15 protein-coding genes are annotated in these 16,848 nt (G+C 69.1%); 3 read left to right on the plus strand and 12 right to left on the minus strand.

The annotated features are described in order from the left end of the window. Window positions 1-62 precede the first annotated feature (62 nt). Window positions 63-1,580, plus strand: a complete 1,518-nt coding sequence (locus ACIBH4_RS13960) for a DUF1998 domain-containing protein (protein ID WP_362763668.1) — start codon at window positions 63-65, stop codon at window positions 1,578-1,580. Window positions 1,581-1,805: 225 nt separating this feature from the next. Here ACIBH4_RS13960 and ACIBH4_RS13965 read toward each other — a convergent pair whose 3' ends face one another. From ACIBH4_RS13965 to ACIBH4_RS13980, 4 genes are all read right to left on the minus strand, one after another. After that, a complete protein-coding gene (locus ACIBH4_RS13965; protein ID WP_362763671.1) occupies window positions 1,806-3,647 on the minus strand; it encodes a DNA/RNA helicase domain-containing protein in 1,842 nt (613 codons plus the stop codon). A gap of 162 nt (window positions 3,648-3,809) precedes the next feature. Continuing rightward, window positions 3,810-4,166, minus strand: a complete 357-nt coding sequence (locus ACIBH4_RS13970) for a nucleotide pyrophosphohydrolase (RefSeq protein WP_362763674.1) — start codon at window positions 4,164-4,166, stop codon at window positions 3,810-3,812. Window positions 4,167-4,277: 111 nt separating this feature from the next. Next, window positions 4,278-7,169, minus strand: a complete 2,892-nt coding sequence (locus ACIBH4_RS13975) for a DUF6493 family protein (protein WP_362763677.1) — start codon at window positions 7,167-7,169, stop codon at window positions 4,278-4,280. A 166-nt stretch (window positions 7,170-7,335) separates the two neighbouring features. After that, a complete protein-coding gene (locus tag ACIBH4_RS13980) occupies window positions 7,336-7,953 on the minus strand; it encodes a helix-turn-helix domain-containing protein (RefSeq protein WP_362763680.1) in 618 nt (205 codons plus the stop codon). 50 nt (window positions 7,954-8,003) lie between these two features. Between ACIBH4_RS13980 and ACIBH4_RS13985 the strand changes: the two genes are divergently transcribed. Further along, window positions 8,004-8,948, plus strand: a complete 945-nt coding sequence (locus tag ACIBH4_RS13985) for an NADP-dependent oxidoreductase (RefSeq protein WP_362763683.1) — start codon at window positions 8,004-8,006, stop codon at window positions 8,946-8,948. A gap of 94 nt (window positions 8,949-9,042) precedes the next feature. Here ACIBH4_RS13985 and ACIBH4_RS13990 read toward each other — a convergent pair whose 3' ends face one another. The 5 genes from ACIBH4_RS13990 to ACIBH4_RS14010 all read right to left on the minus strand — a co-directional run bounded on the left by ACIBH4_RS13990 (window position 9,043) and on the right by ACIBH4_RS14010 (window position 12,797). Beyond that, window positions 9,043-9,735, minus strand: a complete 693-nt coding sequence (locus ACIBH4_RS13990; protein ID WP_362763686.1) for a formylglycine-generating enzyme family protein — start codon at window positions 9,733-9,735, stop codon at window positions 9,043-9,045. Between the two features lie 249 nt (window positions 9,736-9,984). Beyond that, the gene (locus tag ACIBH4_RS13995; RefSeq protein WP_362763689.1) at window positions 9,985-10,701 is read right to left on the minus strand and encodes an NIPSNAP family protein; all 717 of its coding nucleotides are present in this window, start codon (window positions 10,699-10,701) and stop codon (window positions 9,985-9,987) included. 65 nt (window positions 10,702-10,766) lie between these two features. Beyond that, a complete protein-coding gene (locus tag ACIBH4_RS14000) occupies window positions 10,767-11,189 on the minus strand; it encodes an Rrf2 family transcriptional regulator (RefSeq protein ID WP_362763692.1) in 423 nt (140 codons plus the stop codon). Between the two features lie 272 nt (window positions 11,190-11,461). Further along, window positions 11,462-12,256, minus strand: a complete 795-nt coding sequence (locus ACIBH4_RS14005; RefSeq protein ID WP_362512618.1) for an IclR family transcriptional regulator — start codon at window positions 12,254-12,256, stop codon at window positions 11,462-11,464. After that, window positions 12,240-12,797, minus strand: coding sequence for a DJ-1/PfpI family protein (locus ACIBH4_RS14010; RefSeq protein ID WP_362512615.1), 558 nt, complete (start codon window positions 12,795-12,797; stop codon window positions 12,240-12,242). The genes ACIBH4_RS14005 and ACIBH4_RS14010 overlap by 17 nt, the downstream gene beginning before the upstream one ends. Window positions 12,798-13,109: 312 nt before the next feature. On the opposite strand from ACIBH4_RS14010, the gene ACIBH4_RS14015 reads away from it, so the two are divergent. Next, window positions 13,110-14,885 carry a hypothetical protein gene (locus ACIBH4_RS14015; RefSeq protein ID WP_362512612.1) on the plus strand — a complete coding sequence of 592 codons (1,776 nt, stop codon included), beginning with the start codon at window positions 13,110-13,112 and terminating at the stop codon, window positions 14,883-14,885. A gap of 156 nt (window positions 14,886-15,041) precedes the next feature. On the opposite strand, the gene ACIBH4_RS14020 is transcribed toward ACIBH4_RS14015, so the two are convergent. From ACIBH4_RS14020 to ACIBH4_RS14030, 3 genes are all read right to left on the minus strand, one after another. Beyond that, entirely contained in the window at window positions 15,042-15,671 is a 630-nt protein-coding gene (locus ACIBH4_RS14020; RefSeq protein ID WP_362763694.1) for a DUF6879 family protein, read from the minus strand. Beyond that, entirely contained in the window at window positions 15,664-15,933 is a 270-nt protein-coding gene (locus ACIBH4_RS14025) for a hypothetical protein (protein ID WP_362763697.1), read from the minus strand. The genes ACIBH4_RS14020 and ACIBH4_RS14025 overlap by 8 nt, the downstream gene beginning before the upstream one ends. Window positions 15,934-16,488: 555 nt before the next feature. Beyond that, a complete protein-coding gene (locus ACIBH4_RS14030) occupies window positions 16,489-16,812 on the minus strand; it encodes a hypothetical protein (RefSeq protein ID WP_362763700.1) in 324 nt (107 codons plus the stop codon). Window positions 16,813-16,848 lie beyond the last annotated feature (36 nt).

Genomic DNA, 16,848 nt, shown 5'->3' on the forward strand with positions numbered 1-16,848 from the left:
CCCGTCCGGGTCGGTCCGATCAAAAGATTCCCGGGCGCTTGTTCCGGACAATCCCGAATGCCGTGATCGCCGGACATGTACGCGCGCCGTACGTCCCGCTCGGGAACGAGCGGATCGACCGGCGGCACGCGCACTCGATCGCCCTTTCGGCGTTCTTCCGGCACGCGAAGAAGGTCGGTGGCGAGACGTGGGCGACGGCGGGTGAGTTCTTCCTGCCGGAGAACGGCGGAGTGGCCGCTTCACGGCTCCGGTCCTTCCTCTCGCCGGTTCCCCGAGACGTCATGGAGTCGCTGCTGCGGGTGCTCCCGCCGGAGGTACAGCGGGAGATCGGCGTCAACACCGGCGCCTGGGTCGACGTGCTGGCCGACCTGCTGGAGGAGATCGGATCCCAACTCGCCCTCGATGTCGAGATCTTCGAGGAACGTCGCGTCGCGGCCTTCGAAGCGCGTCAGGACCACCTCGTCAGCCGGTACGCCAGAACCATCAACACCCTGACCAAGCGCAACCTGCTCGGTTACCTCGCCAACCGGAACGTGCTCCCTATGTATGGTTTCCCGGTCGACACGGTCGAACTGCGCACCTCGTACTCCGGGGAGGCGGTGGGCGCCAAGCTGGAGCTCACCCGGGACCTGTCCGCGGCGATCTACGAGTACGCGCCGGGCTCCGAGGTCGTGGCCGGAGGGCTGCTCTGGCGATCCGGCGGCGTCTACCGGCTGCCGGACCGTGAGCTCGTCGGCAAGCACTACCTCATCTTCGAGCACTGCCAGCACTACCGGGAGGGGGACGAACAACTCGACCCGATCTGCCCCTCCTGCTCGACGGTGGCGCGGAACACGCCGAGGCAGTACTACGTGCCGGAGTTCGGCTTCGTCGCGGAGTCCAAGCCGTCGAAGACCACCACCACGCCGCCCAAGCGGAGCTGGAACGGCGCGACCCACGTTCTCTCCCTGGCGGTCGAGGTGGAGGAGATCATATGGCGAGCCTCCACCGGCGGGACGATCCTCGGCCGGGCGGGTAGACGAGGACGGCTGATCGCGCTCTCGGAGGGACCGACCGGAGCCGGCTACCTGATCTGCGACTGGTGCGGCACCGGGATGCCGTTGACATCAAAAAAGGTGAAGTCCCACCCGCACCTGCTGCGTGGCACGGACTGCACCGGAACACTCCGGCGGCGCTCGCTGGCCCACCCGTACGAGACCGACATCCTGGCGCTGGACTTCGACCATCTCGTCGTACCGCTCACCACCAACACGGCGAGTTGGCACTCGCTGCTCTACGCGCTGCTGGAAGGGGCGGCGGAGGAACTCGAACTGAGCCGCGACGACATCGGCGGCACGCTGTACGCGTGGCCGGGCAACCGGATCGGACTCGTCCTGTTCGACGCGGTGCTCGGGGGAGCGGGCAGTGTGCTCCGTATCGCTCGGGCTCTGGACGGAGTCGTGAAGGCGGCGCACGCCAGGGTGTCCGACTGCGACTGCGGTGAGGAGACCTCCTGCTACGGCTGCCTGCGGAGTTTCCGCAACCAGGTCCACCACGAGGACCTCAGCCGCGCGGCGGCCCTCGGTGTACTGACCCACTGACAGTGGCCGGCCTGGAGGCGGAGCGGTACTGACCCGGGAGGACGTTTGATGCTCGGGGGTCAGGCGCCGTGCCGGGTGGGATGGGCGCGTGGTCACATCTGCAGACGTGACCACGCGGCTCGTACCCAGGCGCTGTCTCAGGGGGTTCGCCGTCGCCTGCTACCGTCACAGTGCCGTCGGGCCGCACTGTTGGTATGGAGAGAAAACTGTGACTCTGCGCGCTCTTCAGGTCCCGAGCAGCCCTCGCATGAACTCCTGGGTCCGCGCGTCCGTGGAATAGACGCAGGTGCCGATCATGCCGCGGGTGAGCAGGACCTTGTAGGTGTTGCGGATCAGCCGGTCGGCCTGCTCGTCGGTGGTTCCTCGGGTGAGGGCGGGGTCCTTACTGGCCGTTCGGACGGTGACGAGCCTGCCGTCGCGGTAGACCAGGTCGGGGCCGATGATCACGCCGTTCCAGTCGTACTCGAAGCCCTGGGCGGTGTAGACGCAGCCGACCTGCTCGAAGCCGCCCTCCTGGGTCGCCCACAGCGCGCTCGCGGGCGCATCGCCCACGCCGCGGTCGCCCTTGACGTTCCACGGGCGGGACCAGCCGTCGAGCCGGACGTCGTGGACGAGGGTGCCGTCCGGGTGGGGATCGCTCCACGGCCAGCAGAACCCGGCCGTCATCCGGGCCGAGTAGCCCTTGTCCAGCTTCGAGCGCAGCAGGGCTTCGAGCTCCTGCGGCGACTCGGCCGCCGAGACCGAGAAGTGGTCGTCGCCGGGCCACGGCGCGGGGCCACCCTCCGTCAGGCCGAGCAGCCGCAGCACCCACTCCTCGTACGCACGGCTGCCACCGCAGCGGAACTGCTCGTCGAGGGAGACCTCGTGAACCCGGAACCCGCGCGCCTCCGCATGGTCCCTGATCTCGGCCACGGTGCCCATCTCGCCGGGCCGTACGACCTGGTGCTCGTCCAGCAGGAAGACGGGGACCCGCGCGGCGTCGATCAGCTCGTCGACCTGGCGGCGGTCGCTGCGCAGGCGGGCCGGGGTGTAGCGGTTCTGCGACGTCTCCCGGATCCGATGCGCCTCGTCGCAGACGAGGACGTCGAGGCCGTTCTTTTCCGCCGTCATGAAACCGTTGAAGTACTTGAAGAGGTTCTTCACCTTCGAGGAGCCCTTGCCCGGCACCCGGCGCAGCGTCTCGGTGAACGAGCGGGAACCGGTGGCGTGCAGGACCGCCCGGCCCTGCCGTGACAGCTCGCCCAGCAGGGACAGCGCGATGACGCTCTTGCCGCTTCCGGGGCCGCCGGTGATGACGACGACCTCCTTCGAGTCCGCCCCACGCGCCCTGCCGACGGAGTTCAGCACGATCTCGTACGCCAGCCGCTGCTCGGCGAGGAGGACGAACTGCTCGCGGTCCTTGATCTCCTGGGCGGCGAGTTTGAGGAGCTGCTTGGAAGGGCGGACGGCGCTGGTGAGGAACCGGTCGGCCGCTTCAGCACCCGCTTCGGGGGCGAACAGCTCGCGGAGGTAGTCGAGGAAGGCTCCGCGGCGGCTCTTGGTGAACATGCGGGTCCGCTCGTCGAGCACCCCTGCGTAGAGGTCCTGAACGTCCGGGTCGGCCGCGTTGTGCAGGTAGGCCACGCCTCTGAGCGCGTCGTCCCGGCCCGCCAGGGCGGCGACGAAGTCGGTGATGTATTCGCAGTAGCCCTGAACCTGGAGCACCGGGTGCAGCTTGGGGCCGCCGGGGACGCCCTCGACGAGCACGAGCTTGGGATCGTCGTCCAGCAACTCGGCCTGGCTCCACTGTTTCAGCTCCACCACCAGGTAGGCGTCACCGCCCGTACGGCGGTCGACGCCCGCGAGGACCACGTCGGCGCGCTGGCTGGTCAGCGGCAGCTGGTATTCGACCAGCATCTCGACACCCCCGAGCCCGGCGTCGACCAGGTCGCGGGCGAGGACGGGAAGGCTCCGATCCCAGGACCTGCGCTCGGCGGGGGAGGGGTTGATGCGCGCGGTCCTTCTGAGGTGCTCGGCGACGACCTCGCTCAACCGCCGTTCCGGAACCGAAGCATCGGTCGCCAGCATGGCCAGACTTTCGGCGGAATGCCGAAATGCCGTCACGGACCTACCCCCAGGCAGCACGAGAGACTCGTGCGGTGTGGGGGCGTGTCCGCGATCAGATGATGAGCGGAAGCCCGTCGGGCCGCATCACTACGTCAGGCACATTACAGCGATCATCCGACAAAATCAGGCGAGCGGCGGGGCCTTCCTGGCCGACCCCCGGTAGGTCTCCACGGCATAGCGTTTCTCGCTCTGGTCGAGCTTGGCGTGGGCGGCCTCGACGAGATCGACGTTCAGCACATCGGCGAGCCGGACCAGGTAAATCATGACGTCGGCGAGTTCGGAGCGCAGGCGCCCGGCGGCCTCCGGATCCTCCATGGTCCGCGCGGACTCCTCGGGAGTGAGCCACTGCAACTCCGCGAGGAGTTCACCGGTCTCCCCGGCCAGGGCCATGGCCAGGTTCTTCGGGGTGTGGAACTGCTCCCAGTCCCTGTCGTGCGCGAACCGCCGCAGTCTGTCGGCCAGCTCCTCAAGCTCCGTCATGGCAGCACGCTACAAGCCACGGAAACCACGGTCCGAGACAACCGCGGCTGTCCTTGCCGCGCCACCGGGAGCGGGGGAGGAGGGACATCCGGTCGAGAAGGTTCCGCCTGTTCAGGCGGGTATCTGTGTCGCGGCCTGCTCCTGTCGGCCGAGTAGTTGCTCGTGCAGGGAGCGGGCGGTGCGTACGAAGTTGCTCGTCCCCTTGCGGGCCGCCGCCTCGGCGACCGCGGGGACGGGACCGCGCGCTCCAGCCCAGCGGGCGGCGTCGATCGCGAGGGAGAGCGCCTGAGTGTGGCTTGAATGCGGCCGCTCGTCCGGTCCTGGCAGGTAGACCGGCAGCAACCCGGTCATGATCTCCCACACCTGCCGGTGCGCGCCCTGTCTCGCGCATTCCTCCAGCGCCGAGCGCACGGGGCTCATCGTGGTCACCTCCCTGCGCAGGGACAGGCCGAGCTGACGTCCGCATTCCACGGCGGGCAGGCAACCGGCGGCGGCCGCGTCCAGCAGCAACCGCAAACCGCGTTCGGGCCATGCGAACATGCCCTGCTGGGCCAGCTGGACGGCGATCAGCAGCGCCGTCGCCTCACCCACCGGCCCGTCCTGGGAGAACAGCGCGGTCACGTACTGATGGAAGTAGCCGGGCCGCTCCCAGGTGTCGAGCAGGTGCGGCAGCAGGTGCATGGCCACCGCCTCCCGATCCGAGGGCAGCGTCAGCCGCCAGAACTCCATGTACTTGCCGTCGTCCGTGCCCGTCCAGGGACGTGGATCGGACAGCAGCGCGTCGATCAGCGCTAGCCCCGTCGGTTCGATCCGGATGCGGGGGTTCAGCCGGGGGGTGTGTTCGCCCTTTTGCCGGTCGTGCGTGTAGGCGCCGTTGGCGTGCGCCCAGTCCACCCGCAGTTGCGGCTCCGGCCGGTCGGTCAGCCAACGCGCCAGCGTGGCGCCCGCCTGAGAGGTCAGTTTCCCGGCACGGTCGATCACCTCGGGGGCCGCCTCGCGCGGCAGCCGCAGCAGCGCCTGCCCCAGGTCGGCGGGCAGGGCCTGGACACCGGCCCGCTCGTACCCCTCCAGGCGGGCCACCAGCTCGGCGGGATCGAGGTGACCGGAGGTCAGGGTCGGGGTGGCCAGCAGGTACGGAGGCAGCGTCCCGGCTTTCAGCGCGGAGTGGATCTCGGAGCAGCGCATCAGCATGGCGTAGTGCGGCGCCGAGAGGTGATGCGGGTCCGGCAGCCGGTCGTGCGGCGCGTTCTGCTGTTCCTCGTGGCTTCTCCAGCTGCCCGACGACATGATCCACACGTTCAGGATCTTCGCTTCGAGCGGCGGGCCCTGCGTGAAGTGCTCAAGGTTGCCGAGCGGAGTGCCGTTCTCCGTGAGGGCCGCAGCGATGTTCTCTCGCAGCTCGGCGGGCAGCCGGCCGAAGTCCACCTTGATGTCGCGCTCGTCGCCGCCGTCGGCGATGCGCACGCCGATGGCGTGCCTGACGTACTCGGGAGCCTGTTCGGGCTCGGGGACGGGAGGCTCCTGCCCAGGGTCGGCGGCCTCGCGCAGCAACGCCTCCGTCCACTCCTCAAGGCGGCACCAGTGGCGCCGCTCGTAGATGCGGCCCCGGCCGGGGCGCGGTCGCTTGAACGGGTCGCGGACGAAACCGTCGAGCCACCGTTCGAAGGTGACGATGTCGCTCACCTGGTCGTAGGTGGCGGTCAGGTCCTCCAGCGCCGGTGGGAACGGCTCGTGGGCGAGCGGCTGGAACGGCGGCAGCGTCCCGGGCTCGAAGTCGTCGATCATCTCCGGCTCGGCCGCCACCACCCCGTAGGACTGAGAGAGCCGCGCCGCCAGCTCGGCGGGCAGGACGCTCGCCGCCTCGCGGACGGCCTCGGCCCCGGTGGGCGTGAAGCGCCGGGCGTGCTTGACGGCCAGGCGTACCGCGCGCTCGCGCACCTCGTAGGTCTCGCACAGGAATGCCGAGGCGAGCGCCGGGGCCAGCTCGTCGAGGTCGCCGTCCGCGTCGCGGGCGGCTTGGTCGAGCAGGGTCAGTCCGGCCCGCACGAGCTTGCCCTCGGGGCGGAACAGCAGCGCCGACACCGCCTCGTCGATCTCCTCGCCGCTCAGCCCACCCGCGCCGCGCAGCTGCCGTAGCGCCAGCTCGGCCACCGGCCCCGGCGCGGCGGGCAGCAGCCGCAGGTAGTCGCGAGTGCGCTCGGTGCTCTGTGCCGGGTCGAGCATCTCGTGCAGGCGAACGAAGAAGCGCAGGTCGGCGGCGCCGCCACCGCGCAGAAACCGGCGCAGACAGCCGTCGACCAGCGGCTCGGGGGCGAACCGGCCGACCGCGACCGCGGCGCGCAGCGCCCCCAGCCAGGTGCGGAGGCCGGGATCCCACGAGGGCGGATCGACGCTGTCTCCGCGCAGCGCCTGGCCCACGCCTTCGGCCTCGAACAACCGGGGCACCAGGTGCTCGGCCAACGGGTCGTGCTCCAGATTCGGCGGCTGGGACACCCAGGCGACGGTGAGCGGGTCGTGTTCGGGCGGGACGGCACCGCTACGGCGCAGCAGCTCCAGGGCCAACGGCATGCTGTCGTCCCTGGCCTGGGTCCGGTTGCCACGCAGCCGCAGGGCCAGCCGCACCGCGAGATCGGCCTGCCACTGCTGCGGTCGCGCGGCGATCACACGCAGCAGCGGCTCGAAGTCCAGCGGTGGTCGCCAACGGGTGAAGTCGCGCCGATACAGCCAGGTCGCGACGGCCGCCACCCCGCCGAACACACCCGCGCCGGCGACCCGCATGGGCTCGATCCATTCCTCGCCGCCGGTCCATACCCCCCGGCGCCGGTCGCGTTCCTCGACCGCTGTCCTGGCGACGTCGATATGGCCGGGCAACTCGCGAGCCACCTCCCGGCGCCCGGCCTCGTCCAGATCCAACACGGCGGCTGCGACCAGGGCCGGGTCACCGGTGGTGATGGCCGCGCGCACGCTCGACCAGGCCCCGCTCACGGGGGAGTGTGTCGTCATGCCGCACACCGTAGAGATCGACCCCGACAGAACCGGATCTCACATGAACCGCACCGTGTACGCAACGTGTTGGAGGCGGGGAAGACGGAGGCCGTGCCGGTGCCGACGGTGAAGCTCACGCAGCCGGCGCGACCGCGACGCCAGGGGCGCTTCGAGAGAACCGGTTTTACCGGAGCGGTAGCCGGACGGCCGGCGGGAGAGGGGAGAGTCCGGGGTGTGCCTGGAACGACTGGATCATCAGTGCGGCGAAGCGGCGGGCGGCGGCCGCCCTCAGTTCGGGGGACTCGGCTCGGATGCCCTCGCTCGCCGTCATCGTCAGGACGACGTCTTCCAGAACGATGTCGGCGCGCAGGTCGCCCGCCTCCTTGGCCTTGCTCAGAAGTTCGCGCATCCCGCGTAGGGCGCGGTCGCGGTCGGCGGTCAGGCCCACCGATGCGGGCAGTCGTGAGACGAAGGCGTGGGAGAAGCCCCGGCCGAGGGCACGCATCTCCATAAGCCTGAAGATCGTCTCGCGGAACCCGTGCCAGGGGTCGGGGTCGGCCCGGCCTTCGTCGACGATCTGGGAGCACAGCGTCATCCCTTCACCGAAGGCCGCGGTGAGCAGGGACTCCTTGGTCGGGAAGTGCCGGTAGACGGTCGCCGGGCCGACCTGGGCGCGGCGGGCGATCTCCCGGATCGGCACGTCCAAGTCTTCCTGGGCGAAGGCGGCGCGGGTAGCGGCGAGGATCCGGGCGCGGTTGTCCCGGACGTCCGAGCGCCGACTCTGTCTCACTTCCGCCGTCACGACTCTCACTTTAGACAAGCGGATGAAGTGCTCTATTACCGTCAAACTCCATGAGAGCCGTCCAGTTTTCCGAGTACGGTCCACCCGATGTCCTGCAGGTGGCCGAGGTTCCGGAGCCGCACGCCGGACCGGGGGAGATCCGTATCGCCGTCCGGGCGTCCGGACTGTCCGCGGGCGAGGCGCGCCTGCGCTCAGGGGAGATGCGTCACGTGGTGCCGCTGACGTTCCCGTACCGGACGGGGTTCGACGCGGCGGGCGTGGTCGACGAGGTCGGCGACGGCGTCACCGGCGTTCGTGTCGGCGACGAGGTGTTCGGGATGACACATTCCGCCCTGCGCGGCGCCAACGCCGACCACGTCGTCCTGACCGCCTGGGCTCCCAAACCCACGGCATGGGACTGGGCGGAGGCGGGCGGCGCGGCGGGCCTCGTCGAGACCGCCACCCGGGTTCTCGACCGGCTCGCCGTCGGCCCCGGCGGCACGGTGCTGATCCAGGGCGCGGCCGGTGGGGTCGGCACGGTCGCCGGCCAGCTCGCGGCGGTCCGCGGCGCCCGCGTCATCGGCACCGCCAGTGCCCGCAACCACGACTTCCTGCGTTCCCTCGGCGTCGAACCGACGACCTACGGGCCCGGCCTGGTCGAACGCGTCCGAGCGCTGGCCCCGGCCGGGGTGGACGCGGTGTTCGACTGCGCCGGAGGAGCACTGCCCGACCTCGTCGCCCTCGCCGGAGACCCGGCCCGGGTCGTCACGATCGCCGACACCACCGCGGCCGCGCACGGTGTCCACATGTCCCACGGCGTCCCTGACGACGGCACCGCCCTCGCGGCGAACGCCGACCGGCCGGCGGTACACGGCCTCGGCCTCGCCGTCGACCTCGCCGCCCAAGGCCGCCTGCGCATCCCCGTCGCCGCCGCGTTCCCGCTCACCCACGTCGCCGCCGCCCACGAACTGAGCGAGACCCGCCACGCCCGCGGCAAGATCATCCTGATGCACTGACCGCTCATTCATCGACTCTCAGGTCCGGAGCAGCCCACGCGACAAGCCACGGAAAGCATGGTCCGCGACAACCGCAGCCTGCTGGGTGTCATCCTTACCGTGATCGGGCGAGCCGGAATCCCAGGTCGTCGATGCGGAAGGTCGGGTGGCTCTTGCGGCGGCACGACGCCCGGCACCCCCGGGGGTGATCGTAGAGACCCCCGCCCCGGAACACCCGGTACGGGCCGTAGACCTCGGGGTCGTAGACGTCCCAGCACCACTCCCACACGTTGCCGATCATGTCGTACAGCCCCCACGCGTTCGGCGCCCTGGTCGCGACGTCGTGGACCTCGCCGCCGGAGTTGCCGCGGTGCCAGGCGATCTCGTCCAGTTCCCCGTAGCGGACGCCGGTGGTCCCGGCCCGGCACGCGTACTCCCACTCGGCCTCGGTCGGGAGGCGGTAGCCGTCGGCCTCCCGGTCGAAGACCACGTCCTGGCCGTCGGGGTCGTCGCCCATCGAGTAGCAGGGGGCGAGGCCTTCCGCCCGCGAGAGCAGGTCGCAGAACCGGACGGCGTCCATCCAGGAGACCTCGGTCACCGGCGTCCGCGGCCCCGCCGGGCTCGCGGGGGCCTCACCCAGGACGGCGCGGTACAGCTCGCGGGTCACCGGATGGGGGGCCAGCTCGAAGGCCCCGATCTCGACCTTCCAGATCGCCTTCGTGCCCTCGTCCCGCAGGAAGACGTTTCCCGCCGGGATCGCGACCATGTGCTCGGCGATCGCCTCGCGCGGCGTCGACTCGGCGCTCATCGTTCGTGCTGCTCCACCCGATCGGTCCCGGACACCCCCGTCCGCGAACGCTACCAGGCGCGTCGGCGGGCCGACGGTCTCGCGGTCGCGACCGGGATTGTCGGTCTGTTCCGCTACGTTGCCGCCATGGCGAAATTCGTACTGGTGGCAGGTGCGTGGCTCGGCTCGTGGGTGCGAGACGACGTGGCCAAACCGCTGGGCGGTGCTGGCGCTGACGCTCTGACCGCCCGTCTTCGTGTGCTCCACGCCTCAGCGCAACGATGACCTGGCCGTGGGCGCCAACCGGAGCTGCCGCGGAGCGCCGGTGAGGGTTTCCGACAGTTCCGGGAGCACTCGATCGCGCCATGTGCGTGAGCCGGCCAGCCGCTCCTGGTGATCGGCGAGATCGTCAGGGTCGGCGAACCGGGAGAACCACACGAAGACGTTCTCCCCGGTGCGGACCGGCAGGGCGGGGAAGGTGTTCTCGGCGTACTCGGTCCGCAGGCAGGTGAGCGGCCGTGCTCCGGTCTCGGTCAGCACCGGTCGTACGGAGCGGTCGAAGAAGTCCGCGAACGCGTCGTCGAACGGCCGGTCGCGGTGGTAGAGCGTCGCGACGACGATCGACGTCGGTGTGGCATCGCCGACCGGAGGCCGCGCCGCTGCCGGGAAGTCCTCTCGGGTGCGCAACAGCAGCACGTCATCGGAGTCGATCATCGTCGCGTTGGCCCGATCGCGGTTCGCCTTCCAGACCGGACCGCCGTAGAAGGAACGCAACGCCTCGGCGCGGCGCTCCATGTCGGGGAATCCGCGTAGCCAGACGAATCGGTTCGGAGCGTCGAGGTCGCGGAACTGGCCGATGACGGTCATTCCCGTCGCTTCCTGCGGCTCGACGAACTCCCGCTCGAAGAGGTCGACCAGTACGTCGCGTTCACCCTCGTGCAGGGTGTACTGCCTGAGTTCGACGATCGGGTATCGACTGTCCTCCACCGGTGAGGCTCCTTCCGTGTTGATGGAACAAACATTGTTACTACTGAAGGCAGGCGTCGGCGCACCTACAGGCAGTCCCGCAGCACGTCGGCGATCGAGGTGAGATCGAGTTCGCGGCGCAGGCTCTGGTCGGCCCGGTCGTAGACCACGTCCAGCACGGGCCGGATGCCCCTGCCGATCGGACATTCCAGGTTGGGTTCGGTGCGGTGCATGGCGAAGAGCGGCTCTCGCTCCACGGCGTCGTACACCTGAAGCAGGGTGATGTCCTCGGGTGCGCGGGCCATGCTCCAGCCGGCCCCGGCCCCGTGGCGGACCTCCACCAGGCCCGCCCGGCGCAGATCGCCGAGGCTGCGTCGGATGATCACCGCATTGGTGTTGACGCTGGCGGCGACCTGCTCAGAGGTGAGCCACTCCTGCCCGCGCCGCTGGGCGAGCGCGATCCAGGTCAGCGCGTGTACGGCGATCGTCAGCCGGCTGTTCGCGGCCATCGGCCCTCCTGTCTGTAACAAGACATGTTACAGCTAAACGGCTGACGCGGAACCGGATGCGGGGCGCGCGAAAAGCGATCGGGGCCCTCGGCCATGCATGTTCACCGGGGCCGATCGCGATCAGGACTTCCGGACGGCGAGGCACAGGATCGGCGACGTGATCTTCCGCCAGGCCTATGGCCTGCCAGAGCACCAGAGTCGCCCATTCGAACGCATTGGATTCGTACCCTCGCGAGAACTTCGCACTTCCCGGGATATCAGGGTGCAAATGATTATTGGTCGAAGGCGGTCCCGGCATCCTCGGGGGCGTTCCACGGGCCGAGCAGCCGGGCGCTCTCGCGTACCCCCTCGATCATCAGGTCGCGGTGCGCGCGGAAGTAGCCGAGCGGGGCGGAGGCGGCGACGGCGCCGACCACGTTCGCCGAGGCGTCGAGGACGGGAACGGCGACGCAGGCCAGGTCGGGACGGAACTCCTCGACCTCCTGGGCCACCCCCGTCGCCCTCACCCGGCCCAGCTCCGCCTCGAACTCCTCCAGCCGGGTGATCGTGCTCTCGGTGAGGCGGCGCAGCCCGAACTCGGCGAGATAGGTCCTGCGTTCCGGAAGGTGCGCGAGCAGCACCTTCCCGAACGCCGTCGCGTGGGCCGCCTCGTGAAAGCCCACGTCCAGCGGCTGCACCCGCGGCGTCTCCGGCGAGTCGACCACCTCCGCGACCACGAGGTGGGCGTCCCGCAGCACGCTGTAGTAGACGGCGGTGCCGCTGATCCGGTGGGCGTGCTGCAGCGCCTCCGACACCAGCGGCGTGCTGCCGAGCTGGTCACGCAGACGCTGGTTCAGCGACGTGAGCTTGTAACCCAGGCCGTAGCCCCGGGAGTTGGGCAGCCGGACGAGGTAGCCCTCGTGGATGAGCGTGTTCAGCAGGTGGTACGTCGTGGACAGCTTGAAGCCGCAGCGCCGAGCCACGGCCTTGGCGGTGACGCCGTCACCGGCCGACGCCACCACCTCCAGCACGTGCAGCGCGCGCTGGACCGAGGAGAGGAGTCCCTGGCTCTCAGCCGGTTGCGGCACGGAGGACCTTCACGAACTCGCGCATCCACGCCGGGTGGTCGGGCCAGGCCCGCCCGGTCACCAGGTTGCCGTCCACGTGGGCCTCGCTGTCGATCCAGGTCGCGCCCGCCACCTCGACGTCCGGTGCGCAGGCCGGGTAGGCGCTGCTCTCCCTCCCCTTCAGCACGCCCGCCGCCGCGAGCAGGATCGGCCCGTGGCACAGCGCCGCGATCGGCTTGCCGGCCCCGGCGAAGTGCCTGACGATCTCCAGGCAGTCGCGGTCGTTGCGGATGTACTCGGGAGCCCGGCCGCCGGGAACGACGAGCGCCACGTACCGCTCGGGGTCGACGTCGGCGAACGCGAGGTCGGCGGGCCAGGTGTGGCCCGGCTTCTCGGTGTAGGTTTCGAAGCCGTCGACGAAGTCGTGCACCACGAACTGCAGCTTCTTGGCGCTCGGCGCGGCGATGTCCACCTCGTACCCCTCCTCGAGCAGCCGCTGGTAGGGGTACATCACCTCCAGGTCCTCCGCCGCGTCACCGGTGACGATCAGCACTTTGGCCATCGCGTAACACCTCCGTAATCAGTCTCCCCCGATCCTCATCACGCGAGGCTGCGGGGTCAACGGCGGAGATTCCACGGGTCGGTAAAACGGACATTCCCTGGTCCGCCGACCCCGTGAGATCGATGGCGCCGGTCTTTGACGGGGAGATGTGCCGTCGCGACGGGTGTCATGGCGTGTCGTCATGCGTGTGCGCACGAGCGCCTGCCGGCTCGGATTCTCCGGCTCGCTGAACAACCAGCGGTATTCGAGCTTCCATAATGCCCCTCAAGCCTCTGAAAATACGGCAGGAAAACCAAGCTAAGATCGCATCTCGTGCTTTCGGATAATCTATGGCGGATTATTAGAATTGGGGTAGTAGGGCTGGTTCTCGCGGCGGCGGTCGCGGGCCTGCTGCTCGGCGACGCCTGGCTCTGGGTGGCCGTCGAATGGTCGCCGCCGGCCTATGGGGAGTTCTACGGGCGCGACGGGTTCGACACCCCGACGACCGTGGTGCTGCTCGTGGCCGCCCTGGTGAAGGCCGCGCTCCTGTGGCTGATCCTGCGTGCTCCCGCGCCGGGACCGCTGGACCGCCGAGAGAAGGCACTGCGCCGACTGCTGTATCTGGCGGTGGCGTACACCCTCGTGCTGTGGTACCCGATCGTGCTGATCCCCGGTGCGGCCAACACGGCATTCCAGCTCGTGCTGTGGACCGCGGTCGACGTCCTCTACCTGCTCGTCATCCGCTGGCGGTCCCGCGTGCTGCGCGCGGTGGCCGGAGCGATGTTCGCGGTCGAACTGGCGGGGATGGCCAACCAGCTGCTCGACGAACTCGACCTTCCGGAGTTCGGATCGGGCGGCATCGCCGAACTGGGCCTGCTGCTGGGCGGAGTGGCGGCGACCGTCATCACGGTCATCGGGCAGCGGCGCGACGGCCGGTGGAGTCGCGGCACGCAGGTCGCCGGGTGGTTGTCGGTGGGCGTCTACGCGCTGGTGATCCCGTTCAACATGCTTTTTGCGGGGATCGCCGACGGCGGTCCGGTGGTGCCGATCATGATGGACGCGGTCGGTCTCGTCAGCGTCGTGTGGATCGCGGCGACCGCCCGTGAACTCTCCACCGAGGGCCATCCGGCGGACCTTCCGCCCGCGCGGTGGCGCGTGATCCGCGTCGCGGTGACGGCCGTGGCCGTACTGCCGATCATCGCGATGATCCACCCGGAGCAGACCCCGCACCTCACCCACACCGGCTGGTCGATGGACTGCTACGACCGGCGCAACTTCGGCGACCTGAAACCCGCGGAACGCGACGCCGAGTTCCTGTGCCGGGCGCGGAGCACAGAGGGCGGAGTCTCGCCCATGTTTCCCGACAGCCTGTCGGACCAGGGGGTCCTCGCGTACGGGCGGGCGCTGTGCCGCGCGAAGGACCGCGAAGAGCAGGAGGCGATTCTGACGCGGGCCGGGAGCGCACGGCCCGCGTGGGGCGCGGACCCGTGGGACCTCGTCTACGTCTGCCCGGAGATCGTCGGCGCGACCCATCCCGATCTGCTGCGGTCGACCGCGGAGAAGGAGGCGGCGAACACCGCCTACATCGCCGAGGAGAACGCGAAGTGCCGCGACCCGTGGCCCCGGACGAAGGGGGTCGTCCAGGCCTCGGCCACGTACTTCCTTTTCGCCGACGGCGATCACGGCTATCTGGTCCACGACCCCGAAGACGAAGCGGGCGAGAAGGAGGCGGAGCAAGCGACAGACGAGCTCTACGACGACGGAGCCCTCATCGGGGCGGTCGGCAGCTCGGTGCTCGTCGGGCACGTCGAAGACGTCATCGATCTGTGCCTCACGGTGAAGGCTTTCCGTACCGCGCCGCCGCGGCGGACAGCCGGGTGGGATCAGGTTACCGAGGTGCCGGTCGTCAGCCGCAGCGGCCGGCTCACCGTGCCGGAGATGGGCGAGGGCGGAGAGGTGGGCGCGGGTGCCCCTATGCCGAACCTGGCGATCGCGGGGAAGGGCCGCTACCGGCTCCGTGTCTACGTGCGGGTCGGTGATGTGGGGGAGGAGCACCTGGTCGTCGTGTTCCCGGGGGCGTCGAAGAAGAGGCTCAAGCTGAAGCCGTGAGCGGTGGTGAACGGTCAGTTCTCATGTGTTTGCCGTGGTCGTGGAAGTGAACCCCGCCACTGACATCTCTGGCCTGTACGACATCACGAGAGGACCCTGACAGCTCGGAACGCGAACCGCCGGAGTGCTCTTCTCCCTCTCCGGTCTTTCTGACGTCTACTCCGTCTTCGGCTGGGGCGAGTGAAGATGGGCCAACTCGCGGTCGAAGTAGGAAATCACATCTTCACCGGCCTCATAGAGGTTTTCGATGTATTTCTGCCAACTTGCGATGAAGCCGGGATCGGTGTAGCGGACCGCGCCGTCCGGGACACCGGTCGCGGTGTAGAGGACGTAGTAGAGGGTCTGCCCGCCTAGGATGACCACTTCCGGCAGTGGATCGGTCTTCTCCAGGGCCTGTACCCTTTCCACGCCGATCACACGGATCCTCTCACCGCATTCGGCGCGGATCCGCAGAGAGTGCAGCTCCCATCGCATATACGGTGTGAGTGGCGTCTCGACCACGCGTACCCGGTGAAAGAAGGAGCCGCGACGTTCGTCCTCCCGGGTGAGCGCGAGCAGGTCGTCCCGCCTTTCGTCGAGAAGCCGCAGCGCCTCGTCCCAGTCGCCTCGGCGAAAGGCGTCACGACTTGGACTGCCCTGCTCCTCGAAGTGCTGCCGCCGCTCGAACTTCCAGGAGTCATGATTGCGAATCCGCGCGTCCCGTTGCCGGAAGTCGCGTCTGTAGGCTTCTCTGACGAGTTTCTCGCCCTGTGGGGGAACGAGGAAGGGGGCGCCGGGATCAAGCATCGGGGATGTCCGCCTTCGCCGCGCTGAGCATGATGCCCGGGATGACGACCAGGCGCTCATCCGGGGCGAGGGACACGCCTTCCGGCAGGTGAGGGCCATAGGCGGCCGTGAGGTCCCTGCCGATCACCGCGATGTCACCGTTGCTGAGTTGCCAGATGTCTGGGCATTCGTCACGGCCGTCCGAACGATCCAACTCTTTGGCGGACTTTCCTAATCGCCGCTCGAACAACGCGGAAGGGTCGGCTTCCCAGGAACGAGCCATGCCCGCCTCCACTCGGCTTGGCTGAGCGTTTCACCTGTGCGGAGCATATGTCGGACGCTTCTCCGGGACAACGGAATGGGAAAACCGACACGCGAAAACAGCCGAAAGAGCAAACGGTCGGCCGAAACGGGAGTAAAGCGGGTTGAGTGAAAAGTGTTCTTCGTGCCGCTCCGCCGATTATCGATGCGCAGGGTTACGACGGTTCGACGCCGAGTCGGGGTCGGGCGGGGGGTGTCAACCGGATGTGTGCCGCGACAGCCCTTCCGGATTCACGCTATGGCCGCATGTTCCGACATCCGGTTTGTCGATGCTCGATTCCGGTGATCGGCGGACTCCGGAGATGTCAGGAACATAATGGTATGAACGGTGCACGCAGTACTTTCTTCCCGGGATTCTCATATTCCTGAGAAGGGGGCGAAAGTATCGAGGTCATGACTGTTGACCTCATAGGCGGCGCCCGGATGATCGATCACGGCGGGCTCACGGCCGACCGATATGAGCACAGGCCGGCCCGGGGTGCAGGTGAGGTGTGATCGCTGCCTTTGTGGAGGACGGTCAGTCCGTGTCCTGCGCTTTCTGTGGCTTCGGGGCGCCGAAGGTGATGCCGCCTTCGATATCCCTCGCCTGCACGGCGCTGCCGTGCACGGTGCCGCTGATCTCGTTGTGCACGCCACCCGGTTCGGGTTGGGCCGCTTCCGGGCGTGAGGAGACCGTGCCGTAGATCGCGAGACCCAGTCCCAGCAGTCCGACAAAGACCCCAAGAACGCTGGCGAGCTTGTCGGCGCGATCCAGGCCGACCGCGATGAAATACCATCCCAGCGCGGCCAGCGCCCCCAGCGCCACGGCCACCCCCGACCAGGTCAGTGCGCGTCTCGACATGCGTTCAGTGTCGGCCATGTCGCACGGCGGCGAAAG

The organism is Streptosporangium sp. NPDC050284 (assembly GCF_044459525.1).
Classification (GTDB): domain Bacteria; phylum Actinomycetota; class Actinomycetes; order Streptosporangiales; family Streptosporangiaceae; genus Streptosporangium.

Excerpts from the sequence above, each read along its gene's own strand:
- ACIBH4_RS13965 (WP_362763671.1), bottom strand. The coding sequence starts at position 3,647 with ATGCTGGCGACCGATGCTTCGGTTCCGGAACGGCGGTTGAGCGAGGTC.
- ACIBH4_RS13970 (WP_362763674.1), bottom strand. The coding sequence starts at position 4,166 with ATGACGGAGCTTGAGGAGCTGGCCGACAGACTGCGGCGGTTCGCGCAC.
- ACIBH4_RS13975 (WP_362763677.1), bottom strand. The coding sequence starts at position 7,169 with ATGACGACACACTCCCCCGTGAGCGGGGCCTGGTCGAGCGTGCGCGCG.
- ACIBH4_RS13985 (WP_362763683.1), top strand. The coding sequence starts at position 8,004 with ATGAGAGCCGTCCAGTTTTCCGAGTACGGTCCACCCGATGTCCTGCAG.
- ACIBH4_RS13990 (WP_362763686.1), bottom strand. The coding sequence starts at position 9,735 with ATGAGCGCCGAGTCGACGCCGCGCGAGGCGATCGCCGAGCACATGGTC.
- ACIBH4_RS14000 (WP_362763692.1), bottom strand. The coding sequence starts at position 11,189 with ATGGCCGCGAACAGCCGGCTGACGATCGCCGTACACGCGCTGACCTGG.
- ACIBH4_RS14010 (WP_362512615.1), bottom strand. The coding sequence starts at position 12,797 with ATGGCCAAAGTGCTGATCGTCACCGGTGACGCGGCGGAGGACCTGGAG.
- ACIBH4_RS14020 (WP_362763694.1), bottom strand. The coding sequence starts at position 15,671 with ATGCTTGATCCCGGCGCCCCCTTCCTCGTTCCCCCACAGGGCGAGAAA.
- ACIBH4_RS14025 (WP_362763697.1), bottom strand. The coding sequence starts at position 15,933 with ATGGCTCGTTCCTGGGAAGCCGACCCTTCCGCGTTGTTCGAGCGGCGA.
- ACIBH4_RS14030 (WP_362763700.1), bottom strand. The coding sequence starts at position 16,812 with ATGTCGAGACGCGCACTGACCTGGTCGGGGGTGGCCGTGGCGCTGGGG.